Genomic DNA, 23424 nt, shown 5'->3' on the forward strand with positions numbered 1-23424 from the left:
CCACCGGCGAGCGCCAGTGGGCCGAGACCTTCGTGCCGTCCTTCTTGAAGTATGCGCCGATCCTGGGCATCGGTTCCCCCCTCAGCCTGCGGACATTCCAGCAACTGCACATACTCGCATCCACCACTGACAGCGGGTCAGCCCGGTCCTTCGGCGGACGTTCTCAGTCGTCGACCGGGCCCATCGGGAAGATGGCCACCTCGGTCTTGCCACGGTGGAAGCTCTGCTTGGAGAGGGGTTCAAGGGCGGCGGCGAGGCAGCGGTTGTCCGGGGACCAGCTGAGGGCATCGACGTAGCTGCGCAGCTGGCGGCCGAGGATGATCTTCTTGTCGGCCATCCGCCAGACGCACAGTTCGTGCGGGCGCTCCTGGCCGAACTCCAGATAGCTCAGCTTGCGGCTGAAGCTGCCGATGGCCAGATAGCTGCCGTCCTCGTTCGAGGCGAGGGTGAACAGCCGTTTCGAGGCATGGTCGACCTTGTCGATCACTTCGCCCGCCATCGGGTCGACGACGTAGAGGTTCTGCTGCGCTCCGAGGAAGAGCCGCGAGGAGTCACCGGAGAAGGCCGTGCACTGGATCGGGTCCCACGTGCCCGCGTGGGAGAGCCGACGGGAGGGCTCACGCTCGTCGCCGTGCAGATCGAAGCCGCCCTCGCCCGCGCGGTTCGGGCTGATGCCGTACGTGCCGTCGCGGGAGCGCAGATTCCCGGCCTGGAAGGGTGCCTCGGTCTCCGCCCGCCGGTCGACGTCGTAGGCCCACTGCTTCTCCTCCTCCGGCTCGTTGCCACTGCTGTAGTCCTTGACCACGAGGATGTGACCGCCCGGCACCCACATCATCAGCGGCACCAACCAGCCATCGGCGCGGGTGTGCACCACCTCGCTCCAGTCGGCGGTGTCGTAGACCCACACCCGCCCCTGATCGCTGCACAGGGCCAGGTACGTGCCGTCGTCGGAGAAGTCCATCCCGTTGATGTGGTCGTACGTGACGCTGCCGGTCGTGGTCTCGAACGGTCGCAGGGTGACGGCCGGTCGGGCCAGGTCAGGAATGTGCGGGGAGTCCTCGGCCGTCCAGCTGTCGCCGTTGAGCGGGAAGGCCGCCGAGCCCCAGCCGTCGCCCACGCTCAGCGGCTCCAGCCACCTGCGGTCGGTGACCTGGATCTCGTACTCGGCCTGAATCAGCAGGTCCTCGTCCTGCCAGGACCCGCCGCGCTCGTGGTAGAAGTCGTGCATGTCTTCCCACTGCTTGTCCGAGAGTGGGTAGTTGCGACGCTCCACACGCTCGACCCGGGAGATGAACCGGCGGGCGTTGGTGTCGGCCCATTCGTAGTCGAGGAGCTGGTCGGTGCTCACGACGTGCCCGAGCGGGCCCTTGCGTTCGTCCCCGTCGTCCAGATAGCCGGATGCGGCCTCCCAGAGGAAGTGCAGAAAGGTGTTGGGCTCCTCGTTCGGCAGTGGGGTGTGCGTACGGGAGCCGGTGTCGTAGTAGACGACGAACACCTGGAATCTGGCACGGAGTTCATCCGGATCCACGGCAAGAACCCGTACGCCGTACATGTCGGTCGACATCGTCGTCTCCTCTGGAACTGGTGGTACGGACGCAACGCACCTGATGCTCGCAGAGGTGTCCGACAGCGCTGCTCACGCATGCCGACGGTGCTCAACTCGTGGACGCGGCACACGTACCCGCAGCACACGTACCGCAGCAGCGCGCGCAGAGCGGGCAGCACCTTGGCCGCCCGCTCTGCGCGCCCATGGGTCCTCGTCCCGCTGATCGGTGGACACCCCGAGCCCGCCGACCGCGATGACGAGGACCCCGCGGTCCGGCAGCCGAACACCATCCACACCGGCACCGGTGTCGGCTACCACCGCATCGCGCCCTCCGTCGTTCACCGACGACCGCATCGCGTCCATCTGTGTGACACCGATGCCGACGTCGTCCTCGCCCACACACCCTGGGCGGGTGGCGCCGGGGGCGCGTCGCCCGGGACGGCTTCCCCCGAAGGCCGCCCCGGGCGAGCATCAGCAGGCGTCGATGTACCAGACCGGCGCCCAGTTTCCGTGGGGGGCGCCGTAGGGGGCGCCCGGGGTGGTGTAGATGAGGTGCTTGTTCTTGTCGTACATCTTCGCCTTGGTGCCGTTGGACTGGTTGTTGTACCAGGAGCCGCCGCTGTTCAGGCCGTCCGGGATCTCCTGGAGGTAGCAGTCCTTGAACGTGAAGGCCAGGCGGTGGTAGTTGGCGTCCTTGTAGCCGCAGAAGTAGTACTTCGGGCAGTCGGAGGGCGCCGCCGTGACGCGGGCGCCCGACCCGGGCGAGGCGGCGGAGGCGGTGGCCGCGGCGGTGCCCGTCGCGGTGGCCAGGGTGATGAGGGCTCCGGTCACCAGGGCGGTGCGGCGCATCCGGGTGCGGAGGGCTGCGTGTGTCACTGGGGTCGCCTTTCCTGTGGCTTGTCCGGTTCGCTCCTTACGCTTCACCGGTCGCACCGCCAACAATCGAGGCGACCCCCAGGGGCCCGCGATGGATTCGGTCCTGACCGAACCGTGACCGCGCGGGCCTGACCACGGGGGACGGGCCCCTGGGGGAGGGCGGGAGCGGGATGCTGCGTGTGCGGTTCACGGCTGATGACCTGCTGAGGGTGACGTTCGCCCGCGAGCCGGCGCCGCTGATGGAGTTGGGGCTGGCCCTGGCCGCGATGCAGCGCATCGGGCTGCCGCCCGTCTTCGGGAGATGGCAGCAGTCGCTGCGGCGGACCCTGCCGCGGGGGGCGCGGCCGCTGCTGGAACTGGTGCCGCCCTCGGGCCGGGGGCCGCTGTTCATGGATCCGCTCAGCCGGGGGCTGGACGACGGGCTCGACGCAGTCCTGTCCACGCCGGGCGGCTATGTGCGCTCGGAACTCGACCGGGTCTGCTCGGCCGGCCGCCGCCCGGTGACCCCCTGGCTTCGCGCCCTGGCCGATCAGGACCGTGACGCCTGGCGGCTGCTGGCCGACTCCCTGCGTACCGCGTACGACAGCGTGCTCGGGGAGTCATGGGGCACCATCCGGTCCGCCTTCGACGCCGAACGCGCCTGGCGCACCCGGCTGCTGGCCGAGGAGGGCATCCGGGCCACTCTGGCCGGGCTGGCTCCGGGGCCCGGATGGCGCGGTACCACGCTGGAGTTCGACTGGCCCGAGGAGGCGCTGCTCGAACTCGACGGACGGGGTCTGGTGCTGCTGCCGACCACCGTGTGGAGCGGCTGGCCCATGCTGGCCCTGCGGCCCGGCCTGCCCAGCGTCCTGGTCTATCCGGCGCTCAGCCCGCTGCCGCTGCTCGGCGAGGTGCCGCGCGCTGAACCGCTCGCCGCCCTGCTGGGGTCCACCCGGGCCGCCGCACTCGGGCTGCTCACCCGGCAGCGCACCACGACCGACCTGGCGGCCGAGCTGTCCATCGCCAAGTCCTCGGCGTCCGAGCACGCCAAGGCGCTGCGCGCGGCCCGGCTGATCACCACTGAGCGCGACGGCAAGGCCGTCTGGCACTCGTGCACCCCGCTCGGCCTGGACCTGCTCGCCGGGACGGGTGGCCCGGGGCCCGCGCCCCGCGCCCAGGCGGTGGGTGGCAGGCGATAACGGCACTGCGGCACTTCACCATCGCCCCTTCCCGCACGTGGCCATCGCTGCGACGACCTTCAGTCCGGGAGCAGCCCCGAGGCCGTGACCCGGTGCAGGTGGATCAGCACATCGTGGCTGGGCAGCAGCGGGATGTCGAACGTCGACAGCTGCGGGTACGCGGTGCCGATGCTCCGGGTCGGGCGGGCGGTGGCGAGCCAGTCCCGGGCCGCTGGAGCGACGGTGCGCTGGTCCAGCAGGTAGTCACGGTGACGCACCCGGTCCAGGGTGTGTTCGTTGCTGCCCGGGGCGGCGGGACCCACGGTGAACCGCCGGTACTTCCCGTCGCCGCCTTCCGCGTTGAACGCTCCGCGGTCGAAGGTGAAGCCGATGCTCACGTAGTCCCGGCCGACACGGTCGCGGATGAAGGCACCCTGCATCCGCGGGTAGTGCTCCGGATCGTAGGTCTCGTAGGCGATATGGGCGTTGTGCGCGGACAGCAGGATCCTGTCCCCCGTCTTCCGCTGCCACCACACCGTGTTGTCGGCCATGACACGGTCGCGGTAGCGCATCGCCGCACGTCCCTGCTCGGGGTCGCCGAAGTCGAACGCGTACCCGCGGGCGGTCCGGGCGATGGCGGTCGCGTCCTGGAGGATCCAGTCGAACCGGTCCCGCTCCTCCCGGGAATCCGGTCGCTGCCGCTGGAGGAGCTGACGGGCCTTGGCGGTCCTGGCGGCCATCTGCCGCCGCTCGGCGAGCGGCTTGGCCAGATAGCTGTTCATGTACGTGTTCACGTCTACCGTGGGACGCAGCCCGCGGTACAACTCGGTGAACTCGGGCAGCAGGGCGGGCTCGTGGTCACGGACCCAGTCGGTCACCGTGTCATAGATGCCCGCCCCGGAGTAGCCGAAGTCGTTGCCCATGAAGTGGACAGGGTCGCCGGGATGGGCCCTGTTGTAGTTGCGCATCCAGGTGAGCAGGGAGAGGTATTCGCGGTTGTTCCACTCCCGGTAGGAGTTCTGGAACTCCTCTCGCATGATCCGTCGGGGATCGCCCTCGCCCCGCAGTACGTAGGCGTCGAGCCGCTGCCCGGTGCTCCAGGGGGCCTCCAGTGCGAACGTCCGGAAACCTCTCTCCCGGACCAGGTAGCGGAGGACGCGGTGCTTCATGGTGAAGAACTCATGCGAACCGTGCGTGGCTTCCCCCAGTCCCACGATCTTCGCGTCGCTCACCATCCGGCCCAGCGGACGCAGATCGCTGGTCGGCCCGGACGGTGCGGTGGACCGGAGCGGCAGGGCGGCCCGCTCCAGAGCGCGTAAGGCGGGCTCGTCCCGCCGGGGCTCGGCCTCCGCGGGTGCACCGGTGACGAGCGCCCCCAGACTGGCCAGAGCCACCATGAGAAGAATCGGCAGATGTCGTTTCATGGATCACAGCATCCCGGCGGGGAACCGGCACGGCGATCGTGCCTTCCCCATGTTTCCCGGTGGGGGCAGCCCCCGAACGCAGCACTGGTCAGCCCCCCTCGCGGGGGAGGATTGTGGCCGGTGGCGGGCCGCACGAGGGAATTCCCTACGAGTCCACTCTGTGGGAAACCCGGACCGCCGACCCCTCGTCTTCGCCTACGGACTGACGGTCCAACACCCACAGGCACTGCCGAGCACCTTGCCGAGGAGACTTCCGCACATGGCCGCCCACTCCCTCCGCCGCCGGATCACCGCCCGCACCGCCCTCACCACCTTCATGGCCGCGGGCGCCGCCCTCGCCGTCATCACTTCCGCGTCGGCCGCCGTCGCCGCTCCGGGTGGCGGGGCCGCGGCTCCTGCCGCGAAGGTGGCCGCCCCAGCTGTTTCCAAGGTGGCGTACACCGCGAAGGAACGCCGTGAGGCCCTCGCCTACTGGACGCCCGCCCGGATCAAGGCCGTTGGGGAGTCGACGGACCTCGGGCCCACCGATCCGAAGGTCACGCCCTGGAAGGGCACCGAGATGAAGTCCGTCGGGCGGCTCTTCTTCGTCAACGGCAACGGTGAGGACTCCTGGTGCACGGCCACCGCCGTCAACAGCGCCAACCGCTCGGTGGTCATGGCCGCGGGCCACTGTGTCCGCCGGGGATCCGCACCCGACTTCACCCACATCGAGATGGTCTTCGTCCCCGGCTACCACAAGGGCCAACAGCCCTACGGCGCCTTCGCGGTCCGGGCCAGCCTCACCCCGCGCACCTGGGCCGAGGAGTCCACCAACGACCTGGCCGCGCTTGTCGTCGACGCCGACACCACGGGCCGCAAGCTCACGGACGTCGTCGGTGGCCAGGCCATCGCCTTCAACCGCCCGGTCGGCGGCGCGATCCACGCCTTCGGCTACCCCGCGTCGCGCCCGTCGCGCGGGGAAGAGCTTCTCCACTGCACGGGTAAGGCGAAGCAGGCTCCGCAGGCGGATGAGCAGGTCATTCCCTGCGGTATGGCGGGCGGGTCGAGCGGCGGCCCGTGGCTGGCGGATTTCAACGCCACCACGGGGAAGGGCGTTCTGGTCTCGGTCAACAGCCACGGCGAAGGGCTGGAGACCGGCAAGAAGATGTACGGGCCGGTGCTGGGTGCCACGGCCAAGACGGTGTACGACCAGGCGCAGCGCGGCTGAGCCCCTGGTTCGGAGGGCCGCGCGGGGTCCGGGCGCCGGCTCTGCGGCAGGGCCCGCTGATGGTCACCATATGTGGTGGGGCGGTTGCGGGCGATGATGACGGTCGGGTAACTCCCGTGCGGCCAGGAGGGCAACCGCTTCACACAAGCCACACACAGCGTGCAAGATTCCTCCTACCTCGGCATACCTGGGCCGGGGGAAAGAGGGGAAACTTCAGTGAAGTCAAGAAGATTGAGCCGTACGCGGGGCCGGGCGACCATCATCACGGCGGCTGCGGCCTCGGCCGTCGCGGGGGCGGCCCTGCTGCCCAACTGGAACGCGGGCGCGTCCACCACGACCGAACCCGAGGTGGACGCCAAGACGAAGGCGACGTTCCAGCGGCTGGCCGACGCGGTCTTCACCGACCGCACCAATGCGCTGGTCGACAAGCCGGGCAAGAAGAAGGGGCCGCTGACTGACGGCTTCTCCGGCAAGGTCGCGCTCTCCTCCGAGTCCGCTCGCACCGAGGACAGCGCCCTGGGCGAGCTCGGCGACCGCAAGGACCGCCTCGCGAGGTACGGCGAGGAGTACAGCGCGGGCGGTACCTCCGTCACCCTGGACCGCACCCGAGTCAACGGCCGCAAGGCCGTCGTCACGGTTACGGAGACCACGAAGCTGGTGTACAAGAAGGTCCACGGTGACGAGCCGAGGACGACCGGGTTCCAGGCGCACCACAAGCTGACGTTCCGGGCCGACGAGAGCGGCGACTGGCGGCTGACCGACATCCGTGAGACGGACGACGGCTATCTCGCCGTCAATCAGCCCGTCAAGCCGAGGACGGCCGCCACCACCGCCGACGACAACATGCCGTCAGCCCCCCGCGCCGCGATCACCTGGCCCGCGCCCGCCAAGCCGAAGAACCTCACCAGCGGCCGCTACGACTACAAGGCGATGGCTGCCTACGCGGAGAAGTACTGGAGCAACTACAACCCGGCCTACCCGAACTTCAACGGGCACGGTGCGGGCGGCGACTGCACCAACTTTGTCAGCCAGTCCCTCAAGGCGGGCGGCTGGAAGCACGTGCCCGGCTATGTGTATGACTACACCAAGTGGTTCGGCAACGCCGACATCCAGTCGGACTCGTTCGTCGGCGTCAACGAGTGGTCCTGGTTCGCGCTGAACTCCAAGCGCGTCACCAGCCTTGGCCACGTCTACCAGATGGATGTCGGCGATGTGCTCCAGGTGGACTTCGACAAGGACGGGTCCAAGGACCACACCATGATCGTCACATACCGCAGCCCGCAGGGTGTGCCGTACCTGACCTACCACTCCACCAACACCTACCGCCGGTCGGTGGCGAGCATCATCGCGTCGTACCCGAACTCCGCGTACTACGCCTACCGCACCTGATCCGTTCCCTGCCGCCAGTCCCACCGCCCGGCTCCTCCGGTCCGGGCGGCGGGTTCTTGACGGACTTGGTGTGTGTCGGTCCGTGGCCGGCTGTCAGGTGTTCTGGGCCTTGTCGTACAGGGCCTTCGCCACATCACCGAAGTACGGGCCGAACATCTGGTTCGGCCAGAAGGTGTAGCCGAAGCTGTTCACGGAGACCTGGAGCCCGGTGCCGGTGGCCTCGTTGAAGCCGGTGAACCAGGGGCCGCCGCTGGAGCCGCCCGTCATGTTGCAGGCGAGGCCGTGATCCTGCGTGAGGAGGAAGTCCTTCGAGCTGTTGCCGCTGCAATAGATGAGCTTCGTGCCGTCGTACGGTGCGGCGGCCGGGAAGCCGAAGGAGTACATCGGCTTGTTGTAGCCGCCGTTGAACTGGATTCCTTGCGCACCGACGACCGAGGTGAGTTTCTTGCCGTCGAGCGGGGCCACGACCGCGGCGCCGACGTCGTTGTTCATGTCCTGACTCGCCTCCCACTGCGGGGTGGTGAGTGTCTTGGCTGCGGCCCACTTGCCGTACGGTGCGTCGCCGTTGTTGTAGGCGGGCACGAAGACCCAGTTGGTGTGCCAGTTGCCCTGGTACTTCACACAGTGTCCGGCGGTGATGACGGTGCTGGCGTTCTGGCTTGTCACGGCGTTGCCGGAGCACGAGGCGTTACGCCCCTGGTACGTGAAGAACACCCGGCCCGAGGTGCTGAGGACGGCCCCGCGGCCGGTCCACGGGCCACCGGCCTGCGGGAAGGAGGCGGGGGCGGCGGTGGGTTCGACGGTCGTCGACCGGCCACCGGTCCTGGGGGTCTGCAGCCTCTTGGCGGCCTGCGGGGTCAGCTCCAGATCGAGCGGGGTGGCCGCGCGCATCCGCTCGGCGGTCCAGAAGGTACGGGCCCTGTGCTGTTCGGTGGTCGAGGCGGTGCGAGCCGCTGCCGAGGGGTCGGAGGCCGATTCGGGGGGTGCCGCGTTGGCCGCACCGGCATCGAGGAGGCCGCCGGTGAGCAGGGCTCCAACGGCCAGCAGAATGCCCGCGGCAGTGCGATGGCGTCTCACGCATGTCTCCTTCTGCCGTGCCAGGACGGGTCGGGTCCGGGCAGGGTGGGGGAATGAAGAGCGGTGCGGATAGACGTGCGTGAGGCAGCGTGCCACGGGAATCTTGACTTGTCAGGGTCGTGCCAACCTATTTCTTGGCCGGACGTCACCGGTGCGGCCACCGAATGCCGACCTCGTGGAGCTCGAATCGTCAAGCCTCCACGGCTCATCGGAACGCGTGGACCCCTGGATCTTGCCGGTCACTCGTGCGACAGCGGCAGTGGCAGCAGGCAGGTCTCGCCCGGGGGCACGGAGACGGTGCGGTCGCCCAGCGCCACGTCGATGGGTTCACGGTCGGAGGCAGGGACGGTGATCCGCAGCTGATGCGCCGTCAGTCGAAGGCGCACTCCCCAGTGGCCCCGGTAGCGGATCGACAGCCCGAAGCGCGAGAGTTCGGGAAGGGGCACGGGGTCAAGTCGCAGTGTCCCACCGCGAGGCTCCAGACCGGTCAGGCCCCGCTGTACGAGGTCGAGGGTGCCGGCCATCGCACCGAGGTGGATGCCTTCCCCGGTGGTGCCGCCTTGCAGGTCGGCGATGTCCCCGGCAAGTGCCTCCTGGCAGTACCGCCAGGCATCCGCCCGCCGTACCCGGGGCAGCACCCAGGCGTGGACGAGGCTGCTGAGGGTGGAGCCGTGGCTGGTGCGGCGCAGGTAGTAGTCGACGGTGTGCTGCCAGATGGTGTCGTCCAGCTCGTACCCGAGTCGCCGGAAGAGCCGGTGGAGCTCCCGCGGCGAGAAGAGGTAGCCGAGCATCAGCACATCGGCCTGTTTGGACGCCTGGTAGCGGTTGACCGTGTCGCCTTCCGCCTCCAGGATCCGGTCCAGTCGCCGGATGTCGCCGTAAGCGCTGCGGTAGTGGTCCCACTCGAGCTCGGTGAGCTCACCGTAGCCCTCGAACTGGCTGATGAGCCCGCGGTGCCAGGGCACCAGCAGCCTCCGGGACACGTCCTCCCAGACATCGAGCTCCGCGTCGGCCAGCTCGGTGCGCTCGAAAAGGTCCCGGCGGCGCGGCTGGGGCAGGGAGCGCAGCAGGTCGAGGGCGCGGGCGAGGACCCATGCGGCGGTGGCGTTGGTGTACGCGTTGTCGTCGATGCCGGGACGGGAGGCCCCGGGGTAGGCGTCGTGATACTCGTCGGGGCCGACCACGCCGAGGATCCGGTAGCGACCGCGGGCCTTGTCCCAGGCGGCCGCGTCGGCCCAGAACCGGGCGATTTCCAGCAGCATCTCGGCGCCCTTGGTGTGCATGAACTCCGTGTCCCCGGTGGCCTCGCCGTACTGCCACACGTTGTAGGCGACCGCCGATCCGACATGGCGCTGGAGCCGGGAATGGTCGGGGAGCCAGCGTTCCGAACGCGGATTGAGATGCAGCCGCTGGGTCTCCTCACGGCCGTCGCTCCCGCTCTGCCACGGGTACATCGCGCCCGCCCGTCCGGCGTCCCGGGCCGCGAAGCAGGCTTGTTCCAGCCTTCGGTGGCGGTAGTTCAGCAGGGCCCGGGAGACCTCGGGGAAGTGCAGGTTCAGAAAGGGGAGGACGAACAGCTCGTCCCAGAACACATGGCCCCGGTACGCCTCGCCGTGCAGCCCGCGCGCGGGCACCCCGACGTCCAGGTCCGCGGTGTGCGGGGAGAGCGTTTGCAGCAGATGGAACAGGTGCAGCCGCAGGATCCGCCCGGCTTCCCCGGGCACATCCACATCACACGCCCGCCACAGCTGATCCCATGCCGTGTGGTGTGAACGCATCAGCGTCTCGAAGTCGGGCCCACGGCCCACGCGGTCGATGGCGGCGTGCAGGGGATCGCTGATCGCCGGGTCGCGGGAGGTGTGCAGGGCGACACACTTGTCAACGGTCACCGTCCGGCGGCGCTCCAGACGCAACCGCAGCAGAATGGAGGCACGCCCGGGTTCATGGGCGGTGGCGGTGGCTCCGCCGCCGTCGGTGGTGGTACGGGCGGCCATGCCGACGCGGATGTCGGAGGTGCTGGTGCGACAACGCAGCCAGATCGTGTCGCGGGCGGGTGCGGTACCCGTGTGCACATGAGTGAGGTGCTGATGGGCCAGTTGCCGGTACCTGGCGACGCCCGTATTGGCGACCGTGCCGTCCAGCGCCGATTCCACCTCCAGCTGCCCCGACCAGTCCTCGGCCGTGAGCTCGGTCCGCAGCGCCGCCAGATGCGGATCGCCCATGTGAACCAGACGCAGCTGCCGCACGCGCAGATGGCGTCCGGCACCGTCCGCGTAGCGCGTGGTGCGTTCCAGGATCCCCGCGCGCAGATCGAGCCTCAGACGGTGGTCGAGCGGGGTGTGAGTGTCCGGTGTGAACCACGGTGTGGCTGTGTCGTCGGCGGTGTCGGTCGCGCGGGTTCGGAAACGCAGCGGCAGCCAATTGGGCAGATTGACCAGGTCCTCGTTCTCCACTCGCTGGCCCGCCACTTCGGACTCCAGCCGGTCGTAGCAGCCCGCGGCGTACGTGCCGGGGCTGTGAACGGCGTCCGCGTCGCACTCGGGGAGGGCGCCCCGGGTTGCGAAGTAGCCGTTACCCAGGGCACACAACGACTCCCTCAGCCGCTCCCCGGCCGGTTCGTAGCCCTCGTACGGCCACGTCCAGTCGGGCCTCGCCGGGCCGAGGGCGACGGGCGGCTCCATGGTGACCACAGCCCTTCCCGTGTGCTGCCGTGTTTCCATCCTGCCTCCGCATGGTGCGCATCCGCTCCGGTGGCACGGGGACACCCGTTGGCCGGACACTGGAGATGGTGGGGGCGTCGGAACGCCGTGCGGAGCGGTGGAGGGAGGAGGAAGGCCCGTGCCCGAGACTCCGCACATCGTGGGTGATGTGATGACACGGACGGTGGTCGCCGTCGGGCGTGACGCGCCGTTCAAGGAGATGGTGCGGACCCTGGGCGAGTGGCAGGTGAGCGCCATGCCGGTGCTGGAGGGCGAGGGGCGGGTCATCGGTGTCGTCTCCGAGGCGGATCTGCTGCCCAAGGAGGAATTCCGGGACGACCCGGACCGCGTCGAGCGGTTGCGGCACCGCCCCGAGCTGGCGAAGGCCGGGGCGGTGACGGCGGAGGAGTTGATGACCTCCCCGGCGGTGACCGTGCACACGGACGCCACCCTGCCCGAGGCGGCCCGGATCATGGCCGTCAAAGGGGTCAAGCGGCTTCCCGTGGTCGATGCCGAGGGGAAGTTGCAGGGCATCGTCAGCCGGGGGGATCTGCTGAAGGTCTTCCTCCGTCCGGAAGAGGACATCGAGGAGGAGGTCCGGCAGACCGTGGTGTCGTACCTGTTCCCCGGCAACAGCAGCGTTCGCGTTCGGGTGGCCGACGGAGTTGTCACCCTGAGCGGGCAGTTGCGGGACACCGCGCTGATCCCGGTGGCCGCGCGTCTCACCCGGGCCGTGGAGGGCGTCGTTGACGTCGAATGCCATTTCCGGGGCGTAGGACCGGACGACGCCGCCGGCACGACAACGTGACTCGACAACGTGACCTGAGGGATTCCTGCGGGGTGCGCGTCGGCGCTACGGCTCCACGTCCAGCACGTCCTGGACCGGCCTTCGGGGAGTCCGCGTACCGGGGCGGCCGTACCCCAGCCGCAGCACCATCTGCACATATGCCATGCCTGACGTCGGGTCGCGCAGCGGCCAGCGCAGCTCGTGCCATTCGAGGGCCTGGGTGACGAACGAGGTGGCCAGTCCCTCGAGGGTGGCCCGCAGCAGTACCCGTTCCATCGCCAGACCGGCCCGCAGCCAGTCCTCGGGCCGGTCGTGTGCGGTGCTCAGCAGCGCCAGGTGGGGGACGGATTCGAAATCCGCGCTCGGGCGGCCGGGGACCGTCCTGCCGCCCGCGAAATCCCGCACGGGGGCCTTGCCGGTCCGGCGGCGGGGCCCGAAGGCATGCTCCGGGACTCCTTCGGTGGCCGGCCGGGCATCGTCCGCCCTGCGGGTGAAGCGGGCCAGTTCCGCCGCGGTGTCGGCATCGGTGAGGTTGCGGGTCTCGGCCTCCTGAATCAAGTCCAGAACCGACCCCAGATGCCACCCGGAGGGGAAGGCCAGCGAAACCTTCTCCCTGTGTGCGGCTTCGACGAGAGCGGTGCGCACGGAGTCGGGTATCGCCGTCTCGGCGAAGGGGTACCGGCTGGTGTGCCGGGTGTGCACAGCGGGGTACAAAGCCGCCGGATCGTCCTCTTCACCGAGCGGGCCGGTCAGTGTCAGGGAGGCCAGCAGCATCGGGTCGCCGGGGTCGGGCAGCAACCGGGTCACCGCCTGCCGGCCCTCGTGTGCGACCGCGACCCGCAGGTTCATCAGGGCGGCACCACAGCCGATGTGCAGCGCGCGGAGTTCGGGGTCGGTGTGCGGCAGAGAGCCCCGGAGATCGGCCTTCAGGTGGAAGACGCGGTTGCGCCGGAAGTACCGGAACCGCCAGGGCTGGGCGTTGTGCATCGAGGGGGCGGCCGTGGCGTCCCGCACCAGATCCATGACTACCGCGTCGGAGAATGGACGAGCGCTCCGGTGCGCCGCCGCGGATACGCGATGCCCGGTCGCCTCCGGTTGCCCTTCCGGCCCGTGCCCGATGTGGTGAATGTGTGCGTCCGGACCGGGGAACACCAGGGTGACCTGGTCGGAGTCCGACCACCGCACGTCATAGGGGGGTGTCCCGTCGTCGTGGTGGAGCCCGACGATCTCACCATCCCGCTTGGCGGCACCCGTGGTGGGGCTTTCCACGATCAGTTGGTCGCCGACGTGAGCATGCATCGATATTCAGCCTCCCTGTCCGCACTTCCAATGTGTCACCGCGGATAGGCGGTGTCCTGGGGCGGAAAGCCCTCGAGCGAGGGGCCGGATGGGCCCCGTTGTGGGCCGAAAGGAACTCGTGGGGTACTCGCGTCCTGGAGTGGCTTCTCGCGCAATGGACACGCCCATGGCATACGTCGTCACCGTGGGTCTCGACGCGCGCGGCCGAGAGCCGACCAACGGCACGGCGGACGACCATGACTACTGGGCGAAGCGGGTCGTGCACGATGCGTACGCCGAGCCGGCTCGGCTCCACCCCGACCTGACCATCGTCGAGGGCATGGCCCGGGTGACGACGTGCAGCCCGATGTCGCCTCGAGTGCGCTGACGTCACAGCTTCACACGTGGCGTGTCCATGAGCCGAACAGCCCGCCGATATATGCGCATTCGGATCAGCGCGGCCATATGGGTGAATCCCCTCCGGACGAATTGCCCCGGTCCCATGGGGTCGACACGATGCATTTCGCGCGGTCTTCGACAATCCGCGCAGTGATCTCTCGGCCCCGCTCAGGCGATCAACGAAGGGGAGAAAATGTACAGCTACGTGCTCGGATTCAAACTGGGGCTGCGCGGCGATGAGGCGAATCGATTCCTGGAGGAAGCGGTGCGCACCTGGCCATCCCGCTGGGACAGCATTCCCGGGGTGAGCGGATTCCTGCTGCTGCGCGGCGCTCTGGCCTTGGGCGGCCAGCTCGAGTACCAGTTGCGAGTGGACATCGAGACGCTCGGCACCCTCGCCACGATCGACCACGTCATGGCGTCCGGTGCGGGAGGGTGGGGCGAGACGCGCGCCAGGTGGTTCAGGGCCCGTACGTTCGCGCAAGCGCGGGTACTCGGCTTTGCCGCTGGTGACGGCGGGCACCTCAATGAGCAGGGAGCGATTCACCTGGTCGCTCCCTGCGGAACCGGGGAGACAGACTCTTGTCTGGCGGCCGTGCGGGGAGTCCCCGGGGTCGTGTCGGCCCAGGTCCTCCGCCCGGCTCTCGCGGCGGCCGACGCACAGGAGGAACTCTGGGTGCGGATGCAGAGTCTGGACAACCTGGACGGCCTGGCCGCCGCAGGTGCTCTGGCAACCGGTCGAGCCCACCTGTTCGGAGAGTTGCGCGAAGTTGATGGGGCGCTCTTTGCCGGAGCCTGACAGGACGCCGTGTACGGGCACCACAGCGGACACTCCGGCGGACACCACCGCGGGCACCGCGGCCTCGGGCGGTCGGTACGCCATCGTCGAGCGCGTCGAGGTGCTTCGTTCGGCGGACTTCTCACAGTTGGCAGACCGCAGCGCCCTCGTGGTGGGATGCGGAGCCCTCGGGTCGGCGGTGGCAGCACATCTCGTTCGTGGAGGGGTGGGAACGGTCCGCGTCATCGACCGTGACATCGTCGAAGTCCGCAACCTCACCCACCAGATCCTCTACACCGAGCAGGACGCGGCGACGCGGCGATTCAAGGCGGAGGCGGCGGCAGCGCATCTGCTCGGTGTCAACGCGGACTGCCGTGTCGAAGGCGTTGTCGCCGACTTCACACCGAGTAATGCCCTTCGGCTGGCCTCCGGGACCGACCTGCTGGTGGACGGTGCCGACAACCTCGAGACCAAGCTGCTGCTCAACGATGTCGCGGTCGCAACGGGGACCCCGCTGGTCTACGGAGGGTGTGCGGGCACCGAGGGCTCGGTCCTGGCGGTCGTCCCCGGGGTGACCCACTGCCTTCGATGCCTTTGGCCCACACCAAGCGAATCGGCGAGCCGCATGACGTGTGAGACCCGCGGAGTGCTGCCGTCGACCGTGGCCACGGTGGCTGCGCTCCAGGCAACCGAGGCGCTGAAACTCCTCCTTGGCCTGGACGCCACCGCACTGTCGGGCCTGTTGCGGATCGACGTCTGGCACGCGGTGCTGCGCCGCGTCCCCCTGTCCCCGTTCGGCACCGGCTCACAAGCGTGTCCCACCTGCGGGGACAGGGATTTCGGCTATCTGCGCGGCGAGTACGGCACGGAGGCACGTCAGTTGTGCGGCGATGACACCGTGCTGCTGTGCGCCCCGGCCGTCGCACCCGATCTGGAACGCCTGAGACAGCGATATGGCGCGAACCCCTCGCTGCGCTCCTCGCCCGAGTGTGTGCGGGTCGACATCGATGGTTGCCGCATCGTGGCATTCGCCAGCGGCAGAACCCTGATCCATGGCGCAGGCGGGGTGAACCGTGCCAAGGCCCTCTACACCCGGTACGTGACCGGGTGAGACGCCCACGCGGACGGGGGTGCACCACTGGTTTCAGGCCGCGCGGCCCTGGGTGAAGTGGCTGGGTCGCCCGTCACGCAGGACCAGGCGCCCTTGCTGCGCGGCCCTGGTGCGGGACATGAGGGTCCAACTGCCGTCGGCGCGGTGCAGAGCGGCCGAATGCCAGGGCGTGGTCCAGACGTCCGGCGCGTCGAGGAGGCGGATGCCGAACTTTGGGGCGCCGATGGGCTGCGGATGGATGGACAGACGGACGGAGTGCGGATGGTGGTCGGCGATGAGGTCACCCCAGGCCCGGCTGCGCTGGATGACTCCGTAGGCCCGCTGACGACACTGGCGTTGGAGGGCCGAGCGAGTGCCGGGGTAGTCGGCGGTGTCCTCGACGAGAAAGCGGGTGATGCCGCGGTAGAGGGCGAGGGTGTGGTCGTCCGTGCCGATCTCGGCGCGCAGCGATTCCAGGGCGGGGGCGTAAGCCTCATGGACGTGGCTGCGTTTCGCGTCGTGGGGCAGGTCGCCCAGGACATCTCGCAGATCGAAGACGGAAAGTCTCTCCAGGCCCAGTCCGCTGATGAGGACGCGCAGTTCGTCGGCGTAGGCGTCGATGTGCTCGTCGGGGACGCCGATGAGGTCGCCGAAGATGTGGCCGTCGGAGCAGATGACCATGCGGGCGCCGGGCGGATGGATCCGCTCGATCTCGGCGCACAGGGCGTTGAGGAAGGTGAGGGAGAGGCGTTCACCCATGTCGGGGAGGTGACCGAGCACCTTGGCGGGGTTGGGGGACTTGCAGGGGAAACCGGGCAGGGTGAAGACGATGGGAGCGCCCTCGCGTACGAAGTCACTGATCTGGCGCAGTTGGTGCGGGAATGCCTCGGCGGAGGCACGGGCGTGTCCGGTCGTTCGATGGTGCGGCAGGAGCAGGTTCAGGATCGCGGCGCTGATGTTCGTGGGGAGGGTGTCCGGCGCGGGAGTCAACGGCATGTCGTTCCTCCGGGAGGCGTGTGGGAGGCGTGTGGGGGCGTGCGGACATGGCGCCATGGCGGCATGGCGCTGTGCCGGAACGTGGCCAGGCGCTGTCGGTCGGATGGGGGGTGCTGCTCGGTCGGAGCCGGTCGGCCGTACGCCGGTGTCAGAGCCGTCGGTCGTAGCCGACCGGCAGGTGGTTGGTGCCGCGGCCGAGGACGGCCGGGATCCACTCGATGTCCTCGTCCTTGATGGCCAGGCGAAGACCGGGGAGGCGCCTGAGGAGAGTCCCGAGTGCGATCCGGAGTTCGGTGCGGGCGAGGGCGGCACCGGGGCAGAAGTGGATGCCGTGGCCGAAAGCGAGATGCGGGTTGGGGCTGCGGTCGAGGTCGAGGGTGTCGGGGTCGGGGAAGCGGCGCGGGTCGCGGTTGGCGGCGCACAGGGAGACGATCACGGAGTCACCGGCCGGTATCTCGGTCCCGTGGAGGTCGCTGTCCTTGTCGAAGAAGCGCCAGGTGGTCAGTTCGAAGGCGCTGTCGTAGCGGAGGAGCTCCTCGACCGCCCGGGGGAGGAGGTCCGGGTCGTCACGCAGCCGGGCCAGCTCGGCCGGGTGGCGGAAGAGGGCGATCAGCGCCGTGGTGATCTGGTTGGTGACCGGCTCCTGGCCCGCCACCAGAAGCTGGAAGATCATGGAGTCCAGCTCCTCCTGCGACAGTTCGCCGTGGTCGCGGGCCACGACCAGACGGCTGAGCAGGTCATCGTCCCCATGCTCACGCTTGTGGGAGACGATCTCGGCGATATAGCTCTGTAGACCGTGCAGTCGCGCCTCGTACAGCGGCCGTCCGGGGTCGGTGGGGCCGACCGGCTGGACGACCTTCCCCCAGTCGCGGTCGAACCGGGCTGCCAACTCCTTCGGAAGGCCGATGACTTCGGCGAGAACCTGGAAGGGATAGTGGGCGGCGAAGCCGGTCACCAGATCAGCGGGGCCCGTTTCGGGCAGCGCGTCGATCAGGGCGTCGGCCAGTTGTTGGAAACGGGGCCGGAGACCCTCGATACGGCGCGGGGTGAAGGCGTCGGTGACGAAGCGCCGCATGCGGGTGTGCCGGGGCGGGTCCTGGTGGAGGAGGTGGACCTGGAGCTGAGAGTGCTGCGGCTCCGGCATGATCGAGGCGCGGGCGCGCCAGCGGTCGTTGCCCCGGTCGTGGTTCTTGCCCAGGCGGTCGTCGTTGAGCGCGGAGTGGGCGGCGTCGTAGCCGGTGACGAGCCACGCCCGTACCCCGCTGGGGAAGAGCACGCGGTGGACCGGGCCCGTGTCGCGCATGCGCTCGTAGAGGGGGTAGGGGTCGGCCTTGTAGGGGCAGCCCATCAGCGGTACCGGTTCGGTGAGGGGCTCGGTGGCCGTCTCGGTGTGGTGGGGGGTCATGAACGGGGCTCCTCAGAGGGCGAGTTCGGGCTGATGGTGGTCCAGCCACAGGGCGAGGTCGACAACACGTTCCAGCCGCAGCCGGTGGCCCCACTCCAGCCGGTCGGGCGGTGTGTCCAGGCAGGGTTTGATCTGGGTTTCGTCGGCCAGGGCGCGGACCCGCTCGGTGGCCAGGGACTCACGGGCCAGGTCCTGAAGGCCGCGGTTGTAGTCGGGGTGGTGGGTGGCCGGGTAGTGGTTCTTGGGCCGGTGCAGCACCGAGTCGGGGGCAAGACCGGCACCGGCGGCCCGCAGCAGGCTCTTCTCGCGGCCGTCGAAACTCTTCAGCGACCAGGGTGCGTTGAAGGCGTACTCGACGAGCCGGTGGTCGCAGTAGGGGACACGCACCTCCAGGCCCTGGCTCATGCTCAACCGGTCCTTGCGGTGCAGCAGCTGACGGAGCCAGCGGGTGAGGGAGAGGTGCTGCATCTCCCGCTGACGGTGCTCGGCCGGACTCTCGTCGTCCAGGTGCGGTACGGCAGCCAGGGCACCGCGGTAGGTGTCCTCGCGGAACTCGGCGATGCGCAGGTCGAGGTCGGGGTTGAGGGGCATGGCGGCCTCGTCGCCGGTGACCAGGAGCCAGGGGAAGGTGGCCGCCGCCAGGGCCTTGGGGTTGTGGAACCAGGGGTAGCCGCCGAAGACCTCGTCGGCTGCCTCGCCGGACAGGGCGACGGTGGAGTGCCCGCGTATCTCCCCGAAGAGCAGATAGAGCGAGGTGTCCATGTCGCCGACGCCGATCGGCGAGTCGCGTGCCACGACGACCGCCGTGCGGTGCTCGGGGTCGAGCAGGGCACGCGGGTCGAGCACGACGGTGCTGTGGTCGGTGCCGATGAAGACCCCGGCCTCGATGGCGTACGGGGTGTCATGGCCGGTCCGCAGTACGTCCCCGGTGAACTGCTCGGCCTGGTCGCTGTAATCGACGGCGTAGGAGCGGATGCGAGCGTCCGGGCCTTCGCGCAGGCGCAGTTCATCGGCGAGCAGGGCGGTCAGAACGGTGGAGTCGATGCCACCGGACAGCAGGGAGCAGAGCGGTACATCGGCCTCCAGCTGGCCGCGGGCGGCCCTGCCGACCAGGTCTCGGATCCGCTCGACCGTCTCGTCCCGCCCGTCGCCGTGGGCCCGCGCCTCCAGCTGCCAGTAGCGGCGTTCACGGATGCCGTCGCGGTCCAGGACGAGCAGCCCACCGGGTTCGACCTCGCGGACACCGGACCACACGGTCGGGCCGGTGTTGAACAGCAGGCTGTATGCCTCCCGCAGCCCGTCGGCATCCACCCGCGGCCGGATCTCGGGGTGGGCGAACAGCGCCTTGGGTTCGGAGGCGAAGGCCAGGCCGCCATCGACGGCCGCCCAGAACAGCGGTTTGACGCCCAGCCGGTCGCGCACCAGCAGCAGCCGCTGGGCCCGCTCGTCCCAGACGGCGAAGGCGAACATGCCGTCCAGATGGTCGGCGACATCCTCGCCCCACTCAGCGTAGGCGCGCAGCACCACCTCGGTGTCGCTGCGGGTGCGGAAGGCATGCCCCCGGGCCCGCAGTTCGGCGCGCAGCTCGTGGTGGTTGTAGACCTCACCGCTGTAGCTGAGCACGGCGGTCGGCTCATCCGGACGGTCGGTCATGGGCTGTACGCCGCCGGCGAGGTCGATGACGGCCAGGCGGCGGTGACCGATCGCGGCGTGCCGGCCGAGCCAGACGCCGCCCGCGTCGGGGCCGCGTGGGGTGAGGGCGGCGGTCATGGCCTCGATGACCGGGGCGCGCGTGCGGGCGTCGTGGGGGAGGGGCGGGCGGAAGGACGCCCAGCCGGTGATTCCACACATACAGCTGGCTCCTGGATCAGGGGTGAGCGGCGGGCGCCGCGTCGGTGGTCTTATCGGGCTCGGGTCCGGGCTTGGTGGCGGGCCATACGAGCAGGGGTACGGCGAGACAGGCGACGGTGGCGGCCAAGGCAAGACCCGCTCCTGCCCCGCCGCTCAGTCCCCAGGCGGCCGTGGCCAGGGCGGGGCCGAGGGTGAAACCGAGGCTGCGGGCGAGCTGCACGGTCGACCCGACGGTCGCGGTCCGCTCCGGTGGGGCGGCGCCCATGACCAGGGCCTGGGTGGGCCCGCCGTTCAGCCCCATTCCCACACCGGCCAGCGCCAGCCGCCAGGCCATCTGTAGCGCGGACCAGTCGCCGTCCAGCGGAACCAGCAGCAGCAGTCCGGTGGCGGTGAGCGCGGCACCGGCGACCGCGACCGACCGGGCCCCGCACCGGTCGGCGAGGCGTCCACCGAGCGGCCCGGCCAGGCCCATGCCCAGCGGGAAGGCGAGGACGATCAGCCCGGTCGTCGTGGCGCTGACGCCATCGTCCCGCTGGAGGTGCAGGGCGACGACGTAATGCATGGCCGCGAATCCGGCCGCGAGGGTCAGCACGGCCCCGTGGGCCGGGAGCAGCCCGGTCGTACGCAGGACGCCGGTGACCGGGCGACCGCCCGGCCCGCGCAGCCACCACCACAGCGGGGGCAGCGCGACCGTTGCGAGGAGCAGCCACCACGGCCCGCCCGGTGCCAGCGTCAACGCCAGCAGCAGGGCCGCGACGCCCGTGGCCACCAGCAGTGCGTCGGCCACCGCCCGGCGATCGGGCGGGCGCAGTCCGTCGTCCCGGGGCATCGCCTTCCACGCGACGGCCAGGGCCAGTACACAGAAGGGGATCTTGACCAGCAGGACGGACCGCCAGCCGAAGTGGTCGATCAGCAGACCGCCGAGGGCCGGTCCGGTCACCGCGCCCAGCGGGCCCAGGGTGGCGGGCACGCTCATGGCCCGCCCGCGCCGCTCCGGCCGTACCGACCGGATCGCCAGCACCGGCATCAGCACGAACAGCACCGCACCGAACGTCCCCTGCGCGAGGCGGGCGACGATCAGCCACCCGGCCCAGGGCGCGATGGCGGCCAGCGCACTGCACAGGGCGAAGCCGGTGGTGGCGGCCAGCAGGGCGGAGCGCGGCCCTACGCGGTCCAGCCACCGGCCGACCGGCAACAGCAGGGCCACTACGGAGATCTGGTAGGCCAGCACGGCCCACTGGGCGGTCTCGGCGGACACCTCCAAGCTGTCGGCGATGTCCGCCAGGGCCACATTGACGATGTTCATGTCGAGCATCGCCACGAACGACAGCACGCCCGCCACGGCCACCAGCGTCCAGCGGTCCTCGCCTCCGGAACCGGCGGAATCCGCGGGTATGTCACCGGGCCGTTCCGAACCGGGACTTCGCTGGTTCATCCTTTCGCTCCTCACCGTCGCCGATGGGGCTGCCGGATGGCAGCCCCATCTCAAAGGTCGGACGGAGAGCGGGGTGAGTTCCGGCTCTTGGCGACCGCCCCGCGATTCCGCCTGTCGCCCAGTGAAGATGGCACCCTGCCCGGAATTCCCCAGTCTCCCCTCATCTGTGACACTCCGTAGTCGGCTCCGCACCCGCTGGTGCCCGGTGGTCGAAGGCGATCAAGGGATCGCCGGTGAGCGGGTGCTCGACAACAGCCGCCCGCACTCCGAACGCCTCGGCCATCAAGTCCGGAGTGAGCACCTCGCGCGGCGGTCCGGAGGCGATCACGGCTCCGGCGTGCAGGACATGCAACCGGTCGCAGGCGGAGGCGGCCGCGTTGAGGTCATGGAGTGACACCAGCGTCGTACGGCGCTGCGCGCGCAGCAAGGCCAGCAGCTCCACCTGGTGACGCACGTCGAGGTGGTTGGTCGGTTCGTCCAGCACCAGGACATCCGGGTTCTGCGCGAACGCGCGGGCCAGCAGGACGCGTTGCCGTTCGCCACCGGACAGGGCCGTGAAGCGGCGCCCGGCGTGATCCTCCATGCCCACGTCGGCAAGGGCTCCGGCGACGGTGTCCCGGTCCTGGGCGTCCTCCCCCGCGAAGGCTCGCTTGTAGGGGGTGCGGCCCATCGCGACCACCTCGCGGACGGTCAGCTCGAAGTCACTGCCCCGCTCCTGCGGGAGGGCGGCGATGTGCCGCGCCGACTCGACGGGGGCCATCCGCCGGATGTCGGTACCGGCGAGCAGCACCCTTCCGGCGCTGGGTTTCAGGTGGCGGTAGACCGTGCGCAGGAGCGTGGACTTGCCACTGCCGTTCGGTCCGACCAGACCGGTGATCTCGCCTTCCGCCGCGATCAGATGGGCGCCCGCCACGACGGTACGACCGGCGTACGCGACATGCAGGTTCTCGATGTCGATCCTCAACTGCCGCTCCCCAGCCGCCGGTCCAGCAGATACAACAGCGCGGGCGCCCCGATCAGCGAGGTGACCACGCCCACCGGCAGCTCCTGCGTGTCCATCGCGGTACGGCAGACGATGTCGACCACCACCAGCAGCAGCGCGCCGAACAGCGCCGAGATCGGCAGCAGGCGGCGGTGGTCGCCACCGATGACCAGACGACAGACGTGCGGCACCATCAGTGCGACAAACGCGATCGCGCCGGAGACGGCGACCAGCACACCGGTCAGCAGGCTGGTGAGGGTGAACAGTTCCCGGCGCAGCCGGGTGGGATCCACACCGAGTCCCGCCGCGGTCTCGTCACCCATGGTCAGGGCGTTCAGCCCGCGGGCACGTGCCTGGAGCCACAGCAGGGTCGCGGGTACGGCGACGGCGGGCGCGGCCAGGAGCGGCCAACTCGCACCGCTCAGACTGCCCATGAGCCAGAACAGCACACTGTGGGTCTGCTGTTCGTCCCCGGCCTGAAGCACGAGATAGCTGGTGAAGCCGGACAGGAACTGGCCGATCGCCACCCCGGCCAGCACCAGCCGCAGCGGCGCGAACCCGCCCCGGCGCTGCGCCACCGCCCACACCAGCGCGAAGGTTCCCAGCGCCCCGGCGAAAGCCGCCCCCGACAGGCCGAGCCCCAGCGCCCCTCCTGTCCCGAGGCCGAGCACGATCGCGGCGACCGCCCCGAGGGAGGCACCGTTGGAGATGCCCAGGAAGTAGGGGTCGGCCAGCGGATTGCGCACCAGGGCCTGCATCGCCGTTCCGACCAGACCGAGCCCGGCACCGACGAGCGCCGCCAACAGCGCCCGCGGTACCCGCAGTTGCCACACGATCAGGTCGTTCGTTCCCGGCCGTGGCGCTTCGCCGGACAGCCGTCGCCACACCACCCCCCACACCTCGCCGGGCGGGATGGACGTCGACCCCCAGGCCACCGCCGCGGTCAGCGCCGCGAGCAGCGCCACACCGAGAGCGACGGCCAGCGGGCCGGTGCGCGGTCCGCGCAGCTCCGCGGGGGCGGTGCCGGAGCGGCGGGCCAGCAAGGAGG

General features: G+C 69.9%; 19 protein-coding genes. 7 read left to right on the plus strand and 12 right to left on the minus strand.

From position 1 onward, the window contains the following. Positions 1-163: 163 nt before the first annotated feature. Together JK363_RS21530 and JK363_RS21535 are read right to left on the minus strand one after the other, a co-directional pair. The gene (locus JK363_RS21530; RefSeq protein ID WP_201876618.1) at positions 164-1564 is read right to left on the minus strand and encodes a WD40 repeat domain-containing protein; all 1401 of its coding nucleotides are present in this window, start codon (positions 1562-1564) and stop codon (positions 164-166) included. Between the two features lie 453 nt (positions 1565-2017). Further along, positions 2018-2422 carry a hypothetical protein gene (locus JK363_RS21535; protein ID WP_201876619.1) on the minus strand — a complete coding sequence of 135 codons (405 nt, stop codon included), beginning with the start codon at positions 2420-2422 and terminating at the stop codon, positions 2018-2020. 170 nt (positions 2423-2592) lie between these two features. On the opposite strand from JK363_RS21535, the gene JK363_RS21540 reads away from it, so the two are divergent. Then, complete coding sequence (locus JK363_RS21540) at positions 2593-3600, plus strand: ArsR/SmtB family transcription factor (protein ID WP_201876620.1); 1008 nt, start codon at positions 2593-2595, stop codon at positions 3598-3600. 59 nt (positions 3601-3659) lie between these two features. Here JK363_RS21540 and JK363_RS21545 read toward each other — a convergent pair whose 3' ends face one another. Further along, a complete protein-coding gene (locus tag JK363_RS21545) occupies positions 3660-5003 on the minus strand; it encodes an erythromycin esterase family protein (protein ID WP_201876621.1) in 1344 nt (447 codons plus the stop codon). A gap of 259 nt (positions 5004-5262) precedes the next feature. On the opposite strand from JK363_RS21545, the gene JK363_RS21550 reads away from it, so the two are divergent. Next, positions 5263-6210 (plus strand): trypsin-like serine peptidase, encoded by a 948-nt coding sequence (locus JK363_RS21550; protein WP_201876622.1) that lies wholly within the window; start codon positions 5263-5265, stop codon positions 6208-6210. A 231-nt stretch (positions 6211-6441) separates the two neighbouring features. Further along, a complete protein-coding gene (locus JK363_RS21555) occupies positions 6442-7599 on the plus strand; it encodes an amidase domain-containing protein (RefSeq protein WP_215911150.1) in 1158 nt (385 codons plus the stop codon). A gap of 93 nt (positions 7600-7692) precedes the next feature. On the opposite strand, the gene JK363_RS21560 is transcribed toward JK363_RS21555, so the two are convergent. Further along, entirely contained in the window at positions 7693-8676 is a 984-nt protein-coding gene (locus JK363_RS21560) for a trypsin-like serine peptidase (RefSeq protein WP_201876624.1), read from the minus strand. Positions 8677-8915: 239 nt separating this feature from the next. Further along, positions 8916-11357, minus strand: coding sequence for a glycoside hydrolase family 65 protein (locus tag JK363_RS21565; RefSeq protein WP_201876739.1), 2442 nt, complete (start codon positions 11355-11357; stop codon positions 8916-8918). A gap of 157 nt (positions 11358-11514) precedes the next feature. Here JK363_RS21565 and JK363_RS21570 point away from each other — a divergent pair, with 157 nt between their 5' ends. Further along, positions 11515-12183 carry a CBS domain-containing protein gene (locus tag JK363_RS21570; protein WP_201876625.1) on the plus strand — a complete coding sequence of 223 codons (669 nt, stop codon included), beginning with the start codon at positions 11515-11517 and terminating at the stop codon, positions 12181-12183. Between the two features lie 45 nt (positions 12184-12228). On the opposite strand, the gene JK363_RS21575 is transcribed toward JK363_RS21570, so the two are convergent. Further along, positions 12229-13461 carry an Acg family FMN-binding oxidoreductase gene (locus tag JK363_RS21575; protein WP_201876626.1) on the minus strand — a complete coding sequence of 411 codons (1233 nt, stop codon included), beginning with the start codon at positions 13459-13461 and terminating at the stop codon, positions 12229-12231. Between the two features lie 166 nt (positions 13462-13627). On the opposite strand from JK363_RS21575, the gene JK363_RS21580 reads away from it, so the two are divergent. The 3 genes from JK363_RS21580 (at position 13628) to JK363_RS21590 (ending at position 15728) form a co-directional block, all read left to right on the plus strand. Next, the gene (locus tag JK363_RS21580; protein WP_201876627.1) at positions 13628-13828 is read left to right on the plus strand and encodes a hypothetical protein; all 201 of its coding nucleotides are present in this window, start codon (positions 13628-13630) and stop codon (positions 13826-13828) included. 204 nt (positions 13829-14032) lie between these two features. Continuing rightward, positions 14033-14638 carry a hypothetical protein gene (locus JK363_RS21585; protein ID WP_201876628.1) on the plus strand — a complete coding sequence of 202 codons (606 nt, stop codon included), beginning with the start codon at positions 14033-14035 and terminating at the stop codon, positions 14636-14638. Then, positions 14613-15728 carry a ThiF family adenylyltransferase gene (locus tag JK363_RS21590; protein WP_236075991.1) on the plus strand — a complete coding sequence of 372 codons (1116 nt, stop codon included), beginning with the start codon at positions 14613-14615 and terminating at the stop codon, positions 15726-15728. Before JK363_RS21585 ends, JK363_RS21590 begins: the two co-directional genes overlap by 26 nt. Positions 15729-15761: 33 nt before the next feature. Here the strand turns inward: JK363_RS21590 and JK363_RS21595 are convergent, their stop codons facing one another. The 6 genes from JK363_RS21595 to JK363_RS21620 all read right to left on the minus strand — a co-directional run bounded on the left by JK363_RS21595 (position 15762) and on the right by JK363_RS21620 (position 23416). Continuing rightward, the gene (locus tag JK363_RS21595; protein WP_201876630.1) at positions 15762-16703 is read right to left on the minus strand and encodes an L-tyrosine/L-tryptophan isonitrile synthase family protein; all 942 of its coding nucleotides are present in this window, start codon (positions 16701-16703) and stop codon (positions 15762-15764) included. A 148-nt stretch (positions 16704-16851) separates the two neighbouring features. Next, positions 16852-18108, minus strand: a complete 1257-nt coding sequence (locus JK363_RS21600) for a cytochrome P450 family protein (RefSeq protein ID WP_201876631.1) — start codon at positions 18106-18108, stop codon at positions 16852-16854. Positions 18109-18120: 12 nt separating this feature from the next. Beyond that, complete coding sequence (gene asnB, locus JK363_RS21605) at positions 18121-19959, minus strand: asparagine synthase (glutamine-hydrolyzing) (protein WP_201876632.1); 1839 nt, start codon at positions 19957-19959, stop codon at positions 18121-18123. Between the two features lie 16 nt (positions 19960-19975). Further along, entirely contained in the window at positions 19976-21394 is a 1419-nt protein-coding gene (locus JK363_RS21610; RefSeq protein ID WP_201876633.1) for an MFS transporter, read from the minus strand. 160 nt (positions 21395-21554) lie between these two features. Beyond that, entirely contained in the window at positions 21555-22358 is an 804-nt protein-coding gene (locus JK363_RS21615) for an ABC transporter ATP-binding protein (RefSeq protein WP_201876634.1), read from the minus strand. Then, positions 22355-23416, minus strand: a complete 1062-nt coding sequence (locus JK363_RS21620) for a FecCD family ABC transporter permease (protein WP_372444824.1) — start codon at positions 23414-23416, stop codon at positions 22355-22357. The genes JK363_RS21615 and JK363_RS21620 overlap by 4 nt, the downstream gene beginning before the upstream one ends. Between the last annotated feature and the right edge of the window lie 8 nt (positions 23417-23424).

Source organism: Streptomyces coffeae (assembly GCF_016741875.1).
Classification (GTDB): domain Bacteria; phylum Actinomycetota; class Actinomycetes; order Streptomycetales; family Streptomycetaceae; genus Streptomyces; species Streptomyces coffeae.